This is a genomic window from Actinoplanes sp. NPDC049668 (genome assembly GCF_044465445.1).
Classification (GTDB): Bacteria; Actinomycetota; Actinomycetes; order Mycobacteriales; family Micromonosporaceae; genus Actinoplanes.
The window spans coordinates 437,048-453,073 of sequence record NZ_JBITLR010000005.1 but is presented as its reverse complement, the minus strand read 5'-3'; the positions used below and the strand labels follow the sequence as shown (position 1 = coordinate 453,073).

At 71.9% G+C, this 16,026-nt stretch carries 14 protein-coding genes; 3 read left to right on the top strand and 11 right to left on the bottom strand.

The genetic code is table 11. The features are described 5' to 3' along the window. Positions 1-29: 29 nt before the first annotated feature. The 6 genes from ACIBSW_RS23185 to ACIBSW_RS23160 form a co-directional block, all read right to left on the bottom strand. A complete protein-coding gene (locus tag ACIBSW_RS23185; RefSeq protein WP_184994747.1) occupies positions 30-305 on the bottom strand; it encodes a hypothetical protein in 276 nt (91 codons plus the stop codon). A gap of 312 nt (positions 306-617) precedes the next feature. After that, positions 618-1,640, bottom strand: a complete 1,023-nt coding sequence (locus ACIBSW_RS23180; RefSeq protein ID WP_354722135.1) for an ABC transporter ATP-binding protein — start codon at positions 1,638-1,640, stop codon at positions 618-620. Then, positions 1,637-2,428: an ABC transporter permease subunit gene (locus tag ACIBSW_RS23175; RefSeq protein ID WP_354722134.1), complete on the bottom strand. Its 792-nt coding sequence runs from the start codon at positions 2,426-2,428 to the stop codon at positions 1,637-1,639. The genes ACIBSW_RS23180 and ACIBSW_RS23175 overlap by 4 nt, the downstream gene beginning before the upstream one ends. Further along, a complete protein-coding gene (locus tag ACIBSW_RS23170; protein WP_354722133.1) occupies positions 2,416-3,336 on the bottom strand; it encodes an ABC transporter permease subunit in 921 nt (306 codons plus the stop codon). The genes ACIBSW_RS23175 and ACIBSW_RS23170 overlap by 13 nt, the downstream gene beginning before the upstream one ends. Positions 3,337-3,338: 2 nt before the next feature. Continuing rightward, the gene (locus ACIBSW_RS23165) at positions 3,339-4,466 is read right to left on the bottom strand and encodes an ABC transporter substrate-binding protein (protein WP_354722132.1); all 1,128 of its coding nucleotides are present in this window, start codon (positions 4,464-4,466) and stop codon (positions 3,339-3,341) included. 93 nt (positions 4,467-4,559) lie between these two features. Then, positions 4,560-5,654 carry a serine hydrolase domain-containing protein gene (locus tag ACIBSW_RS23160; RefSeq protein WP_354722131.1) on the bottom strand — a complete coding sequence of 365 codons (1,095 nt, stop codon included), beginning with the start codon at positions 5,652-5,654 and terminating at the stop codon, positions 4,560-4,562. A 363-nt stretch (positions 5,655-6,017) separates the two neighbouring features. Here ACIBSW_RS23160 and ACIBSW_RS23155 point away from each other — a divergent pair, with 363 nt between their 5' ends. Both ACIBSW_RS23155 and ACIBSW_RS23150 read left to right on the top strand, forming a co-directional pair. Then, a complete protein-coding gene (locus ACIBSW_RS23155) occupies positions 6,018-7,583 on the top strand; it encodes a hypothetical protein (protein WP_354722130.1) in 1,566 nt (521 codons plus the stop codon). 130 nt (positions 7,584-7,713) lie between these two features. Beyond that, entirely contained in the window at positions 7,714-10,014 is a 2,301-nt protein-coding gene (locus ACIBSW_RS23150) for an arginine/lysine/ornithine decarboxylase (RefSeq protein WP_354722129.1), read from the top strand. Here ACIBSW_RS23150 and ACIBSW_RS23145 read toward each other — a convergent pair. Together ACIBSW_RS23145 and ACIBSW_RS23140 are read right to left on the bottom strand one after the other, a co-directional pair. After that, positions 10,011-10,829 carry a hypothetical protein gene (locus ACIBSW_RS23145; protein WP_354722128.1) on the bottom strand — a complete coding sequence of 273 codons (819 nt, stop codon included), beginning with the start codon at positions 10,827-10,829 and terminating at the stop codon, positions 10,011-10,013. The genes ACIBSW_RS23150 and ACIBSW_RS23145 overlap by 4 nt on opposite strands. Positions 10,830-10,950: 121 nt before the next feature. Beyond that, on the bottom strand, positions 10,951-13,194 hold the full coding sequence (locus ACIBSW_RS23140; protein WP_354722127.1) for an EAL domain-containing protein: 2,244 nt from the start codon (positions 13,192-13,194) through the stop codon (positions 10,951-10,953). A 90-nt stretch (positions 13,195-13,284) separates the two neighbouring features. Between ACIBSW_RS23140 and ACIBSW_RS23135 the strand changes: the two genes are divergently transcribed. Beyond that, positions 13,285-13,764, top strand: coding sequence for an SRPBCC family protein (locus ACIBSW_RS23135; protein ID WP_354722126.1), 480 nt, complete (start codon positions 13,285-13,287; stop codon positions 13,762-13,764). Here the strand turns inward: ACIBSW_RS23135 and paaE are convergent. Genes paaE through paaC form a run of 3 tightly spaced genes read right to left on the bottom strand, consistent with a single transcriptional unit; the run spans position 13,748 to position 16,021 of the window. Beyond that, on the bottom strand, positions 13,748-14,806 hold the full coding sequence (gene paaE, locus ACIBSW_RS23130) for a 1,2-phenylacetyl-CoA epoxidase subunit PaaE (RefSeq protein ID WP_354722125.1): 1,059 nt from the start codon (positions 14,804-14,806) through the stop codon (positions 13,748-13,750). The genes ACIBSW_RS23135 and paaE overlap by 17 nt on opposite strands. Position 14,807: 1 nt before the next feature. Then, positions 14,808-15,299 (bottom strand): 1,2-phenylacetyl-CoA epoxidase subunit PaaD, encoded by a 492-nt coding sequence (gene paaD, locus ACIBSW_RS23125; protein WP_354722124.1) that lies wholly within the window; start codon positions 15,297-15,299, stop codon positions 14,808-14,810. Then, entirely contained in the window at positions 15,293-16,021 is a 729-nt protein-coding gene (paaC, locus tag ACIBSW_RS23120) for a 1,2-phenylacetyl-CoA epoxidase subunit PaaC (protein WP_354722163.1), read from the bottom strand. Before paaC ends, paaD begins: the two co-directional genes overlap by 7 nt. Positions 16,022-16,026: the final 5 nt, after the last annotated feature.

The window sequence follows — 16,026 nt, the reverse complement described above, 5'->3', positions numbered from 1 at the left end:
ATCGGGGGTCTACCGGGCGAGGAAGCGGCTCAGCCGCGCTTGGCTGCCTTGAGGAGCTTCTCGGCGAGCTTCTTGTCGGTCAGCGTGACCCGCGAGCCGCCGGAGAACACGTCGAACGTGCCCTTCTTCGCGTCGCGCAGCGACAGCACCAGCGGCTCGCTGTCGTTGGAGCCGCCCTTCTCGCCGGCGACACTGAGCCCGGCCACGCCGGCGGCGGAGACGCCGACCCCGACGGTGGCGGCGATAAGGACCCGACGGCGCGTCAGGCGACTGAACGCCCGTGTGCCGGAGTGGACACGACTCATGCTCGGCCTTTCGTCAAACGCCCCGGCGGTTGTCCGCCGGTCGCGCGTTTCGGGGGTATTGCCCGGGACTAACGTCGTCGACAGCCATCAGTACGAAGCCGCCACCGCAGTAGTTCAAAGCAATTTCCCAGAAAAGATTCCGTACCGGCTCGGAGGCATGTTTTCGCAGTTCAGATAGCGGATGACCGGTTCGCGCACAAAGATCAAACCGGGTGACCGTACGGTCACGCGCGGCATTCGGACCGGGATTTCCGCACGCAGGCGACGGGTGCGGGGGCCCGGCGACCGAAATCGGTCACCGGGGCCCGGGGCTCAGCTCTCGAGCGCGACGGGCACCGGCCGCAGGTCCACCCGGACCGGCGTGTGGACGCTCAGTCCCGCGAGCCGCTCGCCGGTCACCTGGGCGACCACCAGGGTCTCCCCGACCGCGACGGTGACCCGGCTGGTCGGGCCGAGGAACGTCGTGGACACCACCCGGCCGGCGCCGTCGGGGTCCGGCACGACGTCGATCGATTCCGGGCGTACCAGGGCGGTGACCTCCGGCCCGCCGGTCGCGGGAGCGACCAGCGGCAGGCGGGTGCCCAGCACCGAGACCGCGCCGTCGTCGAGGCGGCCCGGCAGCCGGTTGCTGAGGCCGACGAAGTCCGCCACGAACGCGTTCGCCGGGCGCAGGTACACCTCGGCCGGCCCGGCCAGCTGCTCGAGCCGGCCCGCGCGCATCACGCCGACCCGGTCCGCGATCGCGAGGGCCTCCTCCTGGTCGTGGGTGACGAACAGGGTGGTGGTGCCGACCTCGGTCTGAATCCGCCGGATCTCGTCGCGCAGCTGCACCCGGACCTTGGCGTCCAGGGCGGACAGCGGCTCGTCGAGCAGCAGCACCTGCGGCTCGATCGCCAGGGCCCGAGCCAGCGCCACCCGCTGCTGCTGCCCGCCGGAGAGCTGATGCGGGTAGCGGGCCGCGTGCGCGCCGATGCCGACCAGGTCGAGCATCCGCGCGGCCCGGTCCCCGGACGCGCGGCGGCGCAGCTTGAGGCCGAACTGGACGTTCTCCAGCGCGCTCAGGTGCGGGAAGAGGCTGTACGCCTGGAACACCATGCCCATGTCGCGCCGGTTGGCCGGCAGGCCGCCGATGTCGCGGCCGCCGACCAGGATCCGGCCGGCGTCGGCGTCCTCGAGCCCGGCCAGCACGCGCAGCGCGGTGGTCTTGCCGCAGCCGGACGGGCCGAGCAGGGCGACGAGCTCGCCGGGCTTCATCCGCAGCGAGAACCCGTCGAGAGCGTGCACCGCGCCGAAGCTGCGGCGCAGGCCGTCCAGGTGAACCTCGACGCCGGTCAATTCGGTGCCTTTCTCTTCTCCCCGAACAGGGACAGGAGCAGGAGCAGGACGAACGCGAGCACGAGCGCGGCCAGCGAGACCGCGACGCTCATCGTGGCGCTGCTCTTGCCGAGCAGATTGATCGCGACCTGCAGGTTGGTGCGGTTCAGCAGCGACGCGATGGTGAACTCGCCGAGCACCAGCGCCACGGTCAGGAACGCCGCGGAGAGCACCGCCGAGCGGATGTTCGGCAGCACCACCCGCACCATCACGGTCGTCCAGCCCGCGCCGAGCCCGCGGGCGGCCTCGGCGAGCGTGCGGACGTCGATCGCGGACAGCCCGGCGTCGATCGCCCGATAGGCGTAGGGCAGGACCAATATCGCGTACGCGAAGGTCAGCGTCAGCGTCGAGCCGCCGATCAGGTAGTTGACCCAGGCGTACACCGGGGCGAGGCCGACCACCAGGACGATCGCCGGGATGGTCAGCGGCAGCAGGCAGAGGAACTCGACCAGCGGCCGCAGGCCGGGCAGGCGCAGCCGGACCCAGATGGCGGTCGGCACCAGCAGCGCCAGCATCAGCAGCGTGGTCAGCAGCGCCAGGCCCAGCGACGCGAGGATGCCCTCGGCCAGGTCCGGATAGGCCGCGGCCAGGCGCGGCCAGTCGACCAGCAGCGACCAGGTCCCGCCGTCGCGGCTGCTGAACTCGAGCATCGCGGCGAGCGGCAGCAGGAAGAAGACGCCCGCCACGGTCAGCACGGTCCACCGGAACACGCGTTGCCGGCGGGCCCGGCGCGCCCTCAGCCCAGCCATCGCGCGGTCCGCCGCTGCAGCAACGTGTACCCGGTCATCACCACGGCGACCACGACCACCATGCCGAGCGCCATCGCCTTGCCGAGGTTCTGCTGGCCGAGGACGACCTCGCTGGTCAGGGCGCCGCGGATCTGCAGCGGCACGATCGGGTTGCCCTGGCTGACCAGGGCGGCCGCCGTCGCGTACGCGGAGAAGGCGTTGGCGAACAGCAGCAGCGTCGAGCCGAGGAACGCGGGCGCCAGCAGCGGCCCGGCGACCCGGGTCCAGTACTGCCAGGTGGAGCCGCCGAGGCTCTCGGTCGCCTCGCGCCACTGCGGGCGGATGCCGTCCAGCGCGGGCAGGAAGACGATGACCATCAGCGGCACCTGGAAGTAGGTGTACACCAGCGCGAGCCCCGGCAGTTCGAAGAGCCACACGCCGCCGGCGTACAGGTCGACGCCGAGGTGGTCGCGCAGGAAGACGGTGACGAAGCCGGACAGGCCGATGGTCGCGACGAAGGCGAACGCCAGGGTGACGCCGCCGAACTGGGCCAGCACCCCGGAGGCGGCGGTGACGGCGCGCCGCAGCGGCCCGCCGGGCCGCGCGGTGACCAGGGCGTAGGCCAGCACCGCGCCGAGGACCGCGCCGATCACGGCGGTGACCGCGGACAGCGCGACGCTGCGGGCGAACGCGTCCAGGATGTACCCCTCGCCGAGCGCCGCGACGTTCGACCAGGTGAAGCCGCCGTCGCCGGCGAACGCGCCGACGACCACGACCAGCGTGGGGATGATCAGGAAGACCGCGACGTAGGCGAGGAACGGCACCGCGCCGAGCAGGCTGCCCGCCCGGGCACCGCCGAGCCTGCGGCGCGGCGCCCGGGCCCGCGGCGGTGAGGCCGGCGGGTCCGGGCGGTCCGAGACGACGGTCATTCTCAGCCGATGGCCTTGGCCCAGTTGGCGGTCAGGTACTCCTTGGCCTTGGTGGTCTGCGCCTCGGTCTGGAAGACCGGGGTGCCGTCCACCTTCGGCAGCGCCGCGAACGCGGCCGCGTCCAGGGTGCCCGCCTTCTGCATCGCGTCGGCGCGCACCGGCCGGGCGCCGCCCTTGAGCCAGAGGTTCTGGCCCTCGTCGGAGTAGAGGAACTCCTGCCAGAGCCGGGCCGCCGCGGGGTGCGGCGCGTCCTTGTTGATGGCCTGCACGTAGAAGGAGCCGAGCACCGCGTTGGCGGGCACCACGGTCTTCCAGTCCAGCTTGCCCTTGAGCTTGGTGCCCTGCGCGACGTTGAGGTAGTCCCAGTCGATGACGACCGGCGTCTGGCCGGACTCGATGGTCGTCGGCGACGGGTCCAGGGGCAGGAAGTTGCCCGCCTTCTTCAGCTTGGCGAAGAAGTCGACGCCGGGCGCGATGTCGTCGGCCGAGCCACCGCTGCCCAGCGAGGCCATCACGACGCCGGCGAACGCGGCACCGGCCGTCGTCGGGTCGCCGTTGAGCGCGACCTTGCCCTTGTACTCGGGCTTGAGCAGGTCGGCGACGCCGGTCGGCGCGGGCACCTTGGCGGCGTCGTAGCCGATCGACATGTAGCCGCCGTAGTCGTTGGTCCAGGTGCCGTTCGGGTCCTTGAGCGCTTCCGGGATCTCGGCCCAGGTCGCCGGCTTGTACGGCGCGAACTTGGCGACGTTGGCGGTCGCGACCGCGCTGCCGAGGTCGAACACGTCGGGCGCCTTGTCCTGGCCCTTGAGCTGGTCGGCGGCGTTGATCTCGTCCTGGCTGGAGCCGTCCGGCTGCGCCGAGTTGACCTTGATGCCGTACTTGGTGCCGAAGGTCTTGATGATCTCGCCGTAGTTCGCCCAGTCCGGCGGCAGGGCGATGACGTTCAGCTCGCCCTCCTTCTTCGCGGCCGCGACCAGCGCGTCCATCCCGCCGAAGTCGGCGGCGCTGCCCGCCGCCGCGGCGGCGCTACCGGCGCTCGCGCTCTCCTTCTCGGGCGGCGAGCAGGCCGCCGTGCCGGCGAAAGTCGTGACCGCCACCAGGGCCGCGGCGGTGCGGGCAAGGATACGCACTTGTTCCTCCATCCATCGGTGCCGACAGGGACGGCACCGAGTTGTCGATCATGGGGGGTGCCGGGTGGATCTCCGGTGGTCGGCGGACGACGATCAGCCGTCGGCGGCCTGAATGACAGCCGCCGCGAGCTGGTCGTTCTCCACCGCGCCGCCGGGTGGGGCGAACCGGTCCCGGGTGTAGCCGTACGCGACGCCGCTGCGCGGGTCGGCGAAGCCGAGCGATCCGGCCGCGCCGGAGTGTCCGAGCGCGGCCGGGCCGAGGAAGGGATAGGGCGTGGTCAGGGCCTCGAAGCCGAGGCCGAAGCGGTTGCCGGTGGCACCGGTCAGCAGGTCCGGGGCGGGCCCGCCGGCGGTGCCGAACTCCGTGATCGTGCGCGGGTGCAGAAGCGGCGCGTTTCCGTCCACACCCGACAGGGCGGCAGCATACAGCCGCGCGACGCCCCGCGCGCTAGCCACTCCGCCCGCCGACGCCTGGCCCAGGCGGCGCACCGTCCGGCTGTTCGCGAACGCGACGAGGTCGGTCGGCGGGAAGGCGTGCCGGTTGAGGGCGATGCCGGCCAGGCTTCCGGGCTCCGGCGGCGGTTCCGGCACGACGGCCGGCCGGATCGGGCGGTACCGCGGCTCGAGCGGCTCGGGCAGCCCGAGGTAGAGGTCGATCCCGTGCGGCGCGCGGACGCGCTGCTCGTAGGTCTGCTGGAGCGAGCGCCCGGTGACCCGCCGGACGATCTCGCCGGCGAGCGCGCCGATGACCAGCACGTGGTAGCCGTAGCCCGCGCCGCGGCTCCAGTACGGGCGCTGCTTGGCGAGCCGCTCGGCGATGATCCGGTCGTCCGCGATCTCGCGCGGCCCGAACCCGCCGTCGACCCCGATCAGCCCGGCCCGGTGCCCTAACAGCTCCCGCACGGTGACATCGCTGGTGAACTGCGGCCAGTAGTGCCGCACCGAGCGGGCCACGCCGACCAGGCCGTCCTGGACCAGCAGCGCGAGGACGAGGTGCGCGGCGCCCATGGTGACGGCGAAGACCGCGGTCAGCGCGTCGCCGTCGTGGGTGTAGAGGTCGACGACCGGGCGGCCGTGCCGGTAGACCGCGAGCTGGGCGGCGGCGTCGCCGAGCCGGGCGGCCTCGGCGGCGAAGACCTCGCGGACCTTCTCGTAGCCGGGTGCGACCGTGCCGTGCACGAGGGACATCGGCGTGCCTCCTTTCCGGCGATTCCATCCTGGCGCAATCGCCGGTCCGCGGCGAGGCTGCGGCCGTTAGGACGGTGTCCTCATCGCTCACTCCCGGTACCCTCGTGACACCGGTCTGCATCCGTGGACCTCCACCGTTCGTACCAGTAGGGCATCGGCCGAACGGTGGAGGTTGAGGGTTCGACTAGCGATGCATATTTTTGCATTAATTCGCGCCTAAGAATTCCTCAAGTTTTCGGCCTTAATTGGCGTTCGGTCGAGCCTGCTCCTAACGTCTGGGTGCCACCGCGGATGGGGACCGGAAATGGCCCCCGCGTGGCAGCATCAGCCGCCGAAATGGTTTTGAAGAAGAGGTGCCCACCCATGCGAAGGCCGACCTACCGTCGGGCCGGCACACGCCGGGGCCCGGACCGCAGGATCATCGCCGCGGTCGCCGCGCTGGTCGCGTTCGGCGGGGTGATCACTGTCACCCAGATCTCCAACGCCGACGAGAGCAAGACCGCCGCCTGCCAGGCCCCCGCCGCCACCCCCGCCGCCCCGTCGGGCCAGAAGGCCGCGAGCGACCCCAGGGTCGGCACCTACACCGACAAGGACGGCGACGTCCAGCACAAGGGCGACGGCCAGCTGGCCAAGGGCGAGCAGGCCCCCAAGCCCGAGGCCGTCGAGGTCTGCAAGACCGGCAACACCACGGCCAAGCAGGTCAACGGCCTGACGATCCTGGCCAACAGCTGCGAGGACAGCGACCTGACGCCGCACGACGGCTTCCAGAACGGCAACCGCTGCGTCTCCACCGAGTTCGGTGAGGTCGGCGCGCAGGAGAACAACCCGACGCTGCTGATCACCGAGTTCCCGGAGACCGTGCGGGCGAACACGCCGTTCACCCTCAAGGTCAGCACCCGCAACCTGATCCGGGACCGCTTCCTCGCGGCCGGCCAGGGCGGGTACTACGTGGAGAGCTCGGTCCTGCAGGACGGCCTCGTCCGCGGCCACTTCCACACCGCCTGCCGGATGCTGTCCAGCACCACCGAGGCCGTCGACCCGGCGCCGGTTCCGGCGTTCTTCGTCGCGACCGAGGACCGCAAGGGTGGCCGGACGCCGGACACCGTGACCATCCAGGTGCCGGGGCTGCCGCAGGAGGGCATCGCGCAGTGCGCGTCCTGGGCCGGCGACGGCTCGCACCGCATCCCGATGATGCAGCGCGCCAACCAGACCCCGGCGCTCGACGCGGTCCGCGTCAAGGTCGAGGGCGGCCAGGCCGAGGAGCCCGACCAGCCCGAGGACCCGCCGGCCACCACCCCGCCCGCCGACAACAACGGTGGTAACAACGGCGGTGGTAACAACGGTGGTAACAACGGCGGCAACAACGGCGGCGGGAACAACGGCAACAACGGTGGCGGGAACGACAACGGCAACGACGACGGTGACAACGGCGAGGAGCCGAACCCCGGCGACACGGCCGGCACCGCGACGCCGAAGACCGGCACCGACGGCACGCCGCCCAAGACCGGCACCGTGACCATCCCGCCGAAGACGACCGCCGCCTCCCCGAAGCCGAGCAAGACGACCAAGCCGGCCACCGAGGACGACGAGTCCAACAACAACAACAACAACAACGACGACAAGTCGAACAACAACGAGGACGAGGGCGACGACCCGGTCCGCAACGTGGCCGGCAACACCGCCGAGCCCGAGCCGACCGAGACCGAGACCGAGGTACCCGCCGCCGAGGACGTGAACACCGACGACGGCGCGCCGGACCCCGGCCAGGACGAGGTGGCGAACGACGACGTGCAGGCCGAGAACAACTCGCGGCTGGCACTCACCGGCGCCAACTCGATGACCGTCATCCTGGGCGGTGCGCTGCTGGTGCTCGTCGGCCTGGTGCTCATCGGCGCGACCCGGCGCCGCCGGAACGCCGCCCGCGACTGACCGTCGCAAACCCGGAGATCGGGCAGCCACCGTCCGGTGGCTGCCCGTTTTCGTGTTGATGTCACCCGGCTCGGGGACCCACGCTGGGTTCCCCGCCTGGATCGCTCTCGTCCTGGCTAGGTTCACGGCGATGCGCACGCCCGCTGCGCCAGCTACCGCCGAGAGGGCGTTCACCTTGTCGTTCCCGGTCACGATCGTCACGCCCGCGGAAGGCCCCGCCGGGGCGCAACAGCCACTGGAGCTTCTCGAAGCCGCCCTGGTCCGGGCCGGTCTCGAGCTGGGGCGGTTCAGCGACGACGGTCGGGGCACCGAGCGGCTGGGAACGCTGGCACACGTCGCCCGGTCGAGCTCGGCGGTTCTCTACACGCTGCAGCTCACCGTACGCCGGTCCCACGACCGGCCCGAGGAACCCTCCGACGTGGCCGCCGTCCGTGGGGCGGCCGAGTTCGTGCAGGCCGTCCGCGCACACAATGACCGGGTCCCGATCCTGTTGTTCGGCGAGCAGCTGACGGCACGACGAATTCCGCAGTCGGTGCTCTCCCGGATCGACGGCGTCATCAACGCCTACGAGGACACCCCCGACTTCCTGGCCCGCAAGATCCAGCGGGAGGTCAGCCACTATCTCGGCCAGCTGGCGCCGCCGTTCTTCGCGGCGCTGATGCGCTACGCCAACGACGGTGCCTACTCCTGGCACTGCCCCGGCCACTCCGGCGGCACCGCGTTCCTGAAGAGCCCGATCGGCAGCCTGTTCCACGAGTTCTTCGGCGAGAACCTGCTGCGGGCCGACGTGTGCAACGCCGTCGAGGAACTGGGGCAGTTGCTCGATCACAGCGGCCCCATCGCCGACAGCGAACGCCTCGCGGCCAGGACGTTCCGCGCCGACCACCTCTACTTCGTCACCAACGGCACCTCCACCTCGAACAAGATCGTGTGGAACTCGCTGGTCGGGCCGGGCGACATCGTCGCGGTGGACCGCAACTGCCACAAGTCGGTCCTGCACGCCATCGTGCTCACCGGGGCCGTACCGATCTACCTGATGCCGACCCGCAACCTGGCCGGCACCATCGGGCCCATCCCGCGCAGCGAATTCACCCCCGCCGCGCTCCAGGCCAAGATCGACGCCAGCCCCCTGGTCACCGACAAGAGCAGACGGATCCGCCTGCTGGCCCTGACCCAGTCCACCTACGACGGCATCATCTACCGCGCGGACGAACTGAGGAGAAGCCTCGACGGCGTCGTCGACGCCCTCCACTTCGACGAGGCCTGGCTGCCGCACGCCGGCTTCCACAAGCTGTACGAGGGGATGCACGGCGTCGCCAACGACAGCGACCGCACCGACCGGACCGTGGTCTACTCCACCCAGTCCACCCACAAGCTCCTCGCCGGCCTGTCCCAGGCGTCCCAGATCCTCGTCCAGGACACCACCGGCGGCCACTTCGACAGCCGGGTCCTGGCCCAGGCGTACCGCATGCACACCTCGACCAGCCCGCAGTACGCCATCATCGCCAGCTGCGACGTGTCCGCCGAGATGATGGCCGGCAAGCGCGGCCACGCCCTGGTCGAGGAGAGCATCACCGAGGCGATGGAGTTCCGCCGCACCATCATCCGCGTCGGCGAGGAACGCGACGGCTGGTGGTTCGGCGTCTGGGGACCGGACACCCCACCCCGGACCGGACTGCCCGAACGCTCCGAGTGGGAGCTGACCAATGACGCGCCATGGCACGGCTTCGACCAGGTCGACGACGGTTTCACCATGCTCGACCCGATCAAGGTCACCCTCACGATGCCGGGCCTCACCGTGCACGGCGAGTTCAGCGAACCCGGCTCGCCGAGCATCCCGGGCGTGGTGCTGGCGCGCTATCTCGCCGAGCACGGCGTCGTGGTGGAGAAGACCGGCCTGTACTCGCTGCTCGTGCTCTTCACCATCGGCATCACCAAGGGCCGGTGGAACTCCCTGGTCGCCGAGCTGCACCGGTTCAAGAGCGCCTACGACGGCAACGCCGAGATCGAACGGCTCATGCCGGCCTTCGCCGCCGCGTACCCCGGCTACGCCCGGCTCGGGCTACGGGACCTCTGCGCCGCCCTGCATGCCACCTACCGCGACGCCGACCTCGCCGAACTGACCACGTCGATCTACACCGAGCCGGTCGAGCAGGTGACGCTCCCGGCCGACGCGTGGACCGCGATGGCCGCCGGGCAGGTCGAACACGTGCCGTTGGAGAAGCTGGCCGGGCGGGTGACCGCGGTGCTGCTCACGCCGTACCCGCCGGGGATTCCGCTGCTGGTCCCCGGCGAGCGGATCGGCGCGACGATCGTGCGCTTCCTGGAGCACGAACAGGTCCTGGCCCGGCGCTGGCCCGGCTTCACCGGTGTCACCCACGGCGTCGCCGACGACGGCGATCACCGTACGGTCGCCTGCCTGCTGCCCTAGCGGCGGTGGCGGCGCCGCTCGAAGCCCGGCATGTCGATGTGCGGGTCGAGGCCGTCGCCGGAGGACACCTGGGCGGCCAGGCGCTGGGTGATGCGGCGGGCCCCGGGCCGGCGGCGGCCGTTGGCGTCCGGAACCTCGGGCTGGCTGAGCAGCTCGGCCTGGTCGCCCATCGAGCGGGCGATCTCCTTGAACGGGATGTACAGGGCGCGGTTCGCCGGCGAGCCGAGGTACTCGAAGGGCGCGGAGCCGGCCATCGCGACGAACCGGACGCCGAGCATGTCCAGGTTGCGGAAGGCGGCCGAGTCGAGCATGCAGACGACGTGCCGGACGTCCCAGCGGTGGCCGGCGTTGATGAACATGCGGTAGAGCATGCTGCTGACGGTCAGGCCGTTGCGGTCGGCGCGGTAGCGGGGCAGGACCGCGAGCGTGGCGTAGTCCCAGATCTTTCCGCCGTCGTGCATGCCGTGCGCGTCGACGATCTCGGACAGCGGCACATTGATCAGGTCGGGCGCGTCGTCCAGGGTCTTGCCGCCACCCTCGATCGCCCGTGCGGCACCCGCCGGCAGCCCGGTCTCCCGGTCGAGGACCAGGAAGAAGTAGCTCTGTTCCTCGTACGGGGTGTACTCGGCGACCATCACGGCCTCGTCCAGCCCGAACGACTCCTCGAACACGGTCCGCTCGACGGTCCGCGCGACGTCGGCCAGCGGGTCGTTCGTGGCGAGGGCCAGGGCGACGAAACGGTTCTCCGACGCGTGTTCGCTGAGCGCCTTGGCGCAGAGCCGGCTGAGGGTCGCGTCGTCGAGGGCGTAGGACATCTGAAGAACTCCTTAGCGGTGCCAGCAAGGGGGATGAGCTGGGCGCACCGGGCATAACGGGGGAATTTAGCTTGTGCAGCATTAGCCATGAATCCCGTTATGTCAAGAAATTCACTTACTCTCAGGCGGAGGTCGTCGCCTCGACCCGGTTCGCCACGCCGATGCCGCGGGCCAGCAGGCCGGTCACCGAGGCGGCGTCGCCCGGGCGGCCGAAGAGGTAGCCCTGGCCCTGGTCACAGCCGATCTCGCGGAGCATCGCCCACTGGCCGTCCGTCTCGATGCCCTCGGCCACGGTCTGCATCCGCAGCGCCTGGCCCAGGTTCACCACCGCGTCGATCAGCGCCACGTCCTCGGCGTCGGTGTCGACCTGCTCCACGAAGGTACGGTCGATCTTGATGATGTCGACCGGCAGCTGCTTGAGGTAGTTCAGCGACGAGTAGCCGGTGCCGAAGTCGTCGATGGCCAGCCGGACCCCGAGCCGGCGCAGCGCGCCCAGCGTCTCGATCGCACCCTCGATGTCCACCATCAACATCGACTCGGTGATCTCCAGGGTCAGCGAGCCCGGCGGGATCCCCGCGTCCCGCAGCGCCGCGGCGACGTCGTCGACCAGGCCGGCGTACTGGAACTGCCGCGCCGACAGGTTGACGTTCATCACCAGCCCGGCCGCGTCCGGCGTCTCGCGGCGCCAGCGCGCCAGCTGCTCGCAGGCCTCCCGCAGCACCCACCGGCCGAGCGGCACGATCAGGCCGTTGGCCTCGGCGTTCGCGATGAACTGGTTCGGGCTGAGCAGCCCGTCCTCCGGGTGGTGCCACCGGACCAGCGCCTCGACGCCGGTCACCCGCTCGGTCTCCATGTCGACGACGGGCTGGTACAGGACGATGAACTGCTTCTGCTCCAGGCCGCGCTCCATGTCGACGCGCTGCTGCGCCTCCTCCAGCACCGAGCGCGACATCGACGGGCTGAACAGCTCGTACGCGTTGCGGCCGCCGCGCTTGGCCGCGTACATCGCCAGGTCGGCGTTGCGCAGCAGCTGCTCGGCGGGCATGTCGCCGCCGGCGACGCCGATGCTCAGCGAGCAGCTCACGTCGCGGCTGTCCAGGCGTACCTGCTCGCGGCCGGCGGCCAGCAGCCGCTCGGCGAGGGTGGCCGCGCCGTCGAGGTCCAGGTCCTCGATCAGGATGGCGAACTCGTCGCCGCCGAGCCGGGCCAGGGTGTCGCCGGGGCGCATCTCGGCGCGCAGCCGCCGGGCGAGGGTGGACAGCAGCACGTCGCCGGCGCTGTGCCCGAGGTTGTCGTTGACGAGCTTGAAGTCGTCGAGGTCGATGAGCAGCACGGTGACCGTGCCGTCCGGGCGGCGGCGGGCGACGGCCTGCTCGAGGCGGTCGCGGAACAGCGCCCGGTTCGGCAGCCCGGTCAGCGAGTCGGTGAACGCCTGCTTGCTGAGCTCGTCCTCGAGCTCCTTGCGCCGGCCGATGTCCCGCAGGCTGATCACGGCGGCGCGCAGGGCCGGGTCGTCGACCCGGTTCGTGCCGATGACGTCGAGGTGCATCCAGCTGCCGTCCGGGCGGCGCAGCCGGGCCTCGGTGCGGCTGGTCTCCCCCGGCTTGCGCCAGAGGCCGGCCAGCCACTCGCGCAGGCCCTCCAGCTCCTCCGGGTGGGTCAGCGTCGACGCGGCGGTGCCGCTGAGCTGGTCCGTGCGCAGGCCGAGGATCCGCTGCGCGGACGGGCTGGCGTAGCGGACGACGCCCTCGGCGTCGATCGCGAAGACCGCGTCCGAGGCGGCCTCCAGCAGCATCTCGGTGCGGTGCTCGGCGGCCTTGCGCCGGGTGTCCAGCTGGCGGCGGTTGTGCGCGTGCATCGAGTTCAGCGCCACGAGGCAGCACATGATCGCCGCCAGCGAGACGACCGAGACGGCGCTGGCGCTGGTCACCGCCGGCAGCAGGGCCAGGAAGCCGGCCAGCGACATCGCGCCGAGGCCGACCACGACCCGCGGCCCGTACAGCGACGCGGCGGCCACCAGGATCAGCGCGACGCCCGGCAGATAGACGATCACACCGTCGTCGTCGATGTACGAGAACATGAACAGCAGCGGCAGCTCGACGAGCCACCAGGTGACCAGCCAGCTCCGGAACCGGCGGTTGCGCACCATCCGTGCCCAGGGCAGGAACACGGCGCCGACCTGGCCGAGGATCGCGCAGACCACCAGCGGGATCAGCCAGCTGGCGCCGGGACCCCAGGCGACGGCGACGCGGACGCAGCCGAGCAGGGACACCCCGGCGGCGATGGCGGACCCGATCCTGATCTGGCGGGCCCAGTACTCCGCGGCGTGGTCGTCGAACTCCGCACTTTGCACGAGCGTTGCCATCGGCAGCCCGCCGCCGATTGTGAGGACTTCCGCCCGTCGACCCCTGTCGTCACACCCGCAACTCGGGGCCCGCTGTTAGTGTGCCGTGCCATGAGGTACACCGTCTCGCTGGAGATCGCCCTGCCGCGGGAGAGGGTGGCCGAGCTGCTCGCCGACCCGGAACACCTGCCGAAGTGGCTGCGGGGCCTGGTCGTGCACGAGCCGCTGAGCGGGGTGCACGGGCAGGTCGGCACCCGGTCGCGCGTCGTCATGAAGACGGGACAGCAGGAGTTCGAGGCCACCGAGACCATCACCCGCCGGGAACTGGCCGACGGCGTCCTCTGCTTCGAGCGCGAGATCGCCGGCAAGGGCATGTGGAGCGCCGCGCGCGAACGCCTCACCGAGACCGGCCCGGAGACGACGCTCTGGGTGAGCGAGAACGAGTACCGGTTCAGCGGCGTGCTGATGCGGCTGGTGGGCCTCCTGATGCCCGGCGCCTTCCGCAAGCAGTCGTTGCAGCACATGCGGGACTTCAAGGCGTTCGCCGAGCACGGAACCGACGTTCGCGAGTCCGTCAGTCGTCGAAGCTGACGACCACCTTGGCCGAGGTCGGCGTCGACTGACAGGTGAGCACGAAGCCCGCCGCCACCTCGGCCGGCTCCAGCGCGAAGTTGCGCCGCATCGCCACCTCGCCGTCGACGACGCGGGCCCGGCAGGTGCCGCACACCCCGCCCTTGCAGGCGAACGGCAGGTCCGGGCGGGACCGCTGGGCGCCCTCCAGGACGGTGTCGCCCTCCGGCACGGTGACCGTCGTCGACCGGCCGTCCAGGACCACGGTGACCTCGCTGCTCGGGCCCCGGGGCCCCGCCTCCTCCCGGACCGGCTCCGGCGGCGCCTCGTCGACCCAGAACAGCTCGCGGTGGATCCGGGCCGGCTCGACGCCGAACTCGCCCAGCACCTCGGTGGCGTCGGTGACCATGCCGAACGGGCCGCACAGCCACCAGTGCTCGACCCCGGGCACGTCGATGAGCAGGGGCAGCAGGGTCCGCAGCTTGTCCGCGTCCAGGCGCCCGGTGAGCAGCTCGACCTCGCGGGCCTCGCGGGAGAGCAGGTGCACCAGCTCGAGCCGGGACGGGTGGGCGTCCTTGAGGTCGGCGAGCTCCTCGGCGAACATGACCGTGTCGGCGCGGCGGTTGCCGTACAGGATGCTGACCTGGGTGTCCGGCCGGCGCAGCAACGACGCGGCGATCGAGAGCACCGGGGTGATGCCCGAGCCGGCGGCGATCAGGACGTGCCGGCCGGCCGCGTCCAGGTCCGGGGTGAAGGTGCCGCTCGGCGGCGCGACCTCGACCTCGTCGCCGGGGCGCAGGCCGTGCACCAGCCAGGACGACACCAGGCCGCCCGGGACCTCGCGCACCCCGATGCGGGGGCGTTCGCCGGCCGGCGCGCAGATCGAGTAGCTGCGCCGCTCGTCGGCGCCGTCGCCGGCGCGGCGGATCGTCAGCGACTGGCCGGGCCGGAACGCGTACGCGCCGGTCAGCTCCTCGGGCACCTCGAACGTGACGGCGACCGCGTCGTCGCAGAGCCGTTCGACCGCGGCGACCCGCAGCGGATGGAAGTCCCGCACCACCACGTCAGATCTCCTTCACGTGTTCGAACGGCTCGCGGCAGGCGGTGCACCGGCGCAGCGCGCGGCAGGCCGTGGCGCTGAAGGCGGTGATCTCCTCGGTCTCGGCGTGCCCGCACTGCGGGCAGGCGATCGAGCGCCGGCTGGGGCCGAGCGTGAGCGGCACCGGCCCGGCGGCCCGGCGGGGCGCGGGGCCCGGCGGCGAGATCCCGGCGGCGGCGAGCTTGTCGCGCCCCGCCGGGGTGATCCAGTCGGTGGTCCACGCCGGGCTCAGCACGGTGCGCACCTCGACCTGCCGGTAGCCGGCGTCGCGCAGCGCGCCGGTGAGGTCGTCCTCGATGGTCCGCATGGCGGGGCAGCCCGAGTAGGTCGGGGTGATCGTGACGACGACGCCGTCGCCGCTCTCGTCGACGGCGCGCAGGATCCCGAGGTCGGCGAGGGTGAGCATGGGCAGCTCCGGGTCGGTGACCCGGGCCGCGACGGCCGCCGCGGTCACCACACACCTCCCGGCGTCGAGCGGGCCAGCCCCTGCAGCTCGGCGAGGATCCCGGCCAGCGCCGGGGTGTGCACGCCGTCGCGGCCGCCCGGGCCGTCGTCGCCCGGCGCGCCCGCCGCCGGCCGCAGCGTCGCGGCCGCGACGACCTGCGCCCAGACGCCGTCGAACTCCGCGCGCAGCGTCGCCGGGTCGACGGCCATCCCGGCCGCCGCCAGGCGCGACTCGGTGGCGTGGGTGCGGAACAGCTCGCCGGTCAGCGGCAGCACCGCGTCGGCCGCGCCCTGCATCCGGGCGTGGGACAGCTCGGTGCCGTCGCCGAGCCGGACCACCCAGCGGGCCGCGTAGTCGCGGTGGTAGGTGACCTCCTTGACGCCCTTCGCGCCGATCGCCGCCAGCACCGGGTCGCCCGCGGCGGTCAGGGCGTCCAGCAGCGCGAGCCGCCAGGTCGCGAACGCCAGCAGGCGGGCGACCAGGTGCGCGAAGTCGGCGTCCTCGCGCTCCACCAGCCGGACGTTGCGGAAGTCCGCGGCGTCCCGCAGGTAGGCCAGGGCGTCCTCGTCGCGGCCGGCGTCCTCGACCTCGGCGGCGCGGGTCAGCAGCAGGCGTGCCTGGCCGAGCAGGTCCAGGGCGATGTTCGCGATCGCCAGCTCGTCCTCGAGCTCGGGCGCGCGGGTCACCCACTGCTGCAGCCGGTGCGACATGATCAGCGCGTCGTCGCCGAGCATGAGGC

What these genes read in the sequence shown, in the direction of transcription:
- ACIBSW_RS23185 (WP_184994747.1), bottom strand. Translation starts at nt 305, where the DNA reads ATGAGTCGTGTCCACTCCGGCACACGGGCGTTCAGTCGCCTGACGCGC.
- ACIBSW_RS23175 (WP_354722134.1), bottom strand. Translation starts at nt 2,428, where the DNA reads ATGGCTGGGCTGAGGGCGCGCCGGGCCCGCCGGCAACGCGTGTTCCGG.
- ACIBSW_RS23170 (WP_354722133.1), bottom strand. Translation starts at nt 3,336, where the DNA reads ATGACCGTCGTCTCGGACCGCCCGGACCCGCCGGCCTCACCGCCGCGG.
- ACIBSW_RS23160 (WP_354722131.1), bottom strand. Translation starts at nt 5,654, where the DNA reads ATGTCCCTCGTGCACGGCACGGTCGCACCCGGCTACGAGAAGGTCCGC.
- ACIBSW_RS23155 (WP_354722130.1), top strand. Translation starts at nt 6,018, where the DNA reads ATGCGAAGGCCGACCTACCGTCGGGCCGGCACACGCCGGGGCCCGGAC.
- ACIBSW_RS23150 (WP_354722129.1), top strand. Translation starts at nt 7,714, where the DNA reads ATGCGCACGCCCGCTGCGCCAGCTACCGCCGAGAGGGCGTTCACCTTG.
- ACIBSW_RS23145 (WP_354722128.1), bottom strand. Translation starts at nt 10,829, where the DNA reads ATGTCCTACGCCCTCGACGACGCGACCCTCAGCCGGCTCTGCGCCAAG.
- ACIBSW_RS23140 (WP_354722127.1), bottom strand. Translation starts at nt 13,194, where the DNA reads ATGGCAACGCTCGTGCAAAGTGCGGAGTTCGACGACCACGCCGCGGAG.
- ACIBSW_RS23135 (WP_354722126.1), top strand. Translation starts at nt 13,285, where the DNA reads ATGAGGTACACCGTCTCGCTGGAGATCGCCCTGCCGCGGGAGAGGGTG.
- paaC (WP_354722163.1), bottom strand. Translation starts at nt 16,021, where the DNA reads ATGCTCGGCGACGACGCGCTGATCATGTCGCACCGGCTGCAGCAGTGG.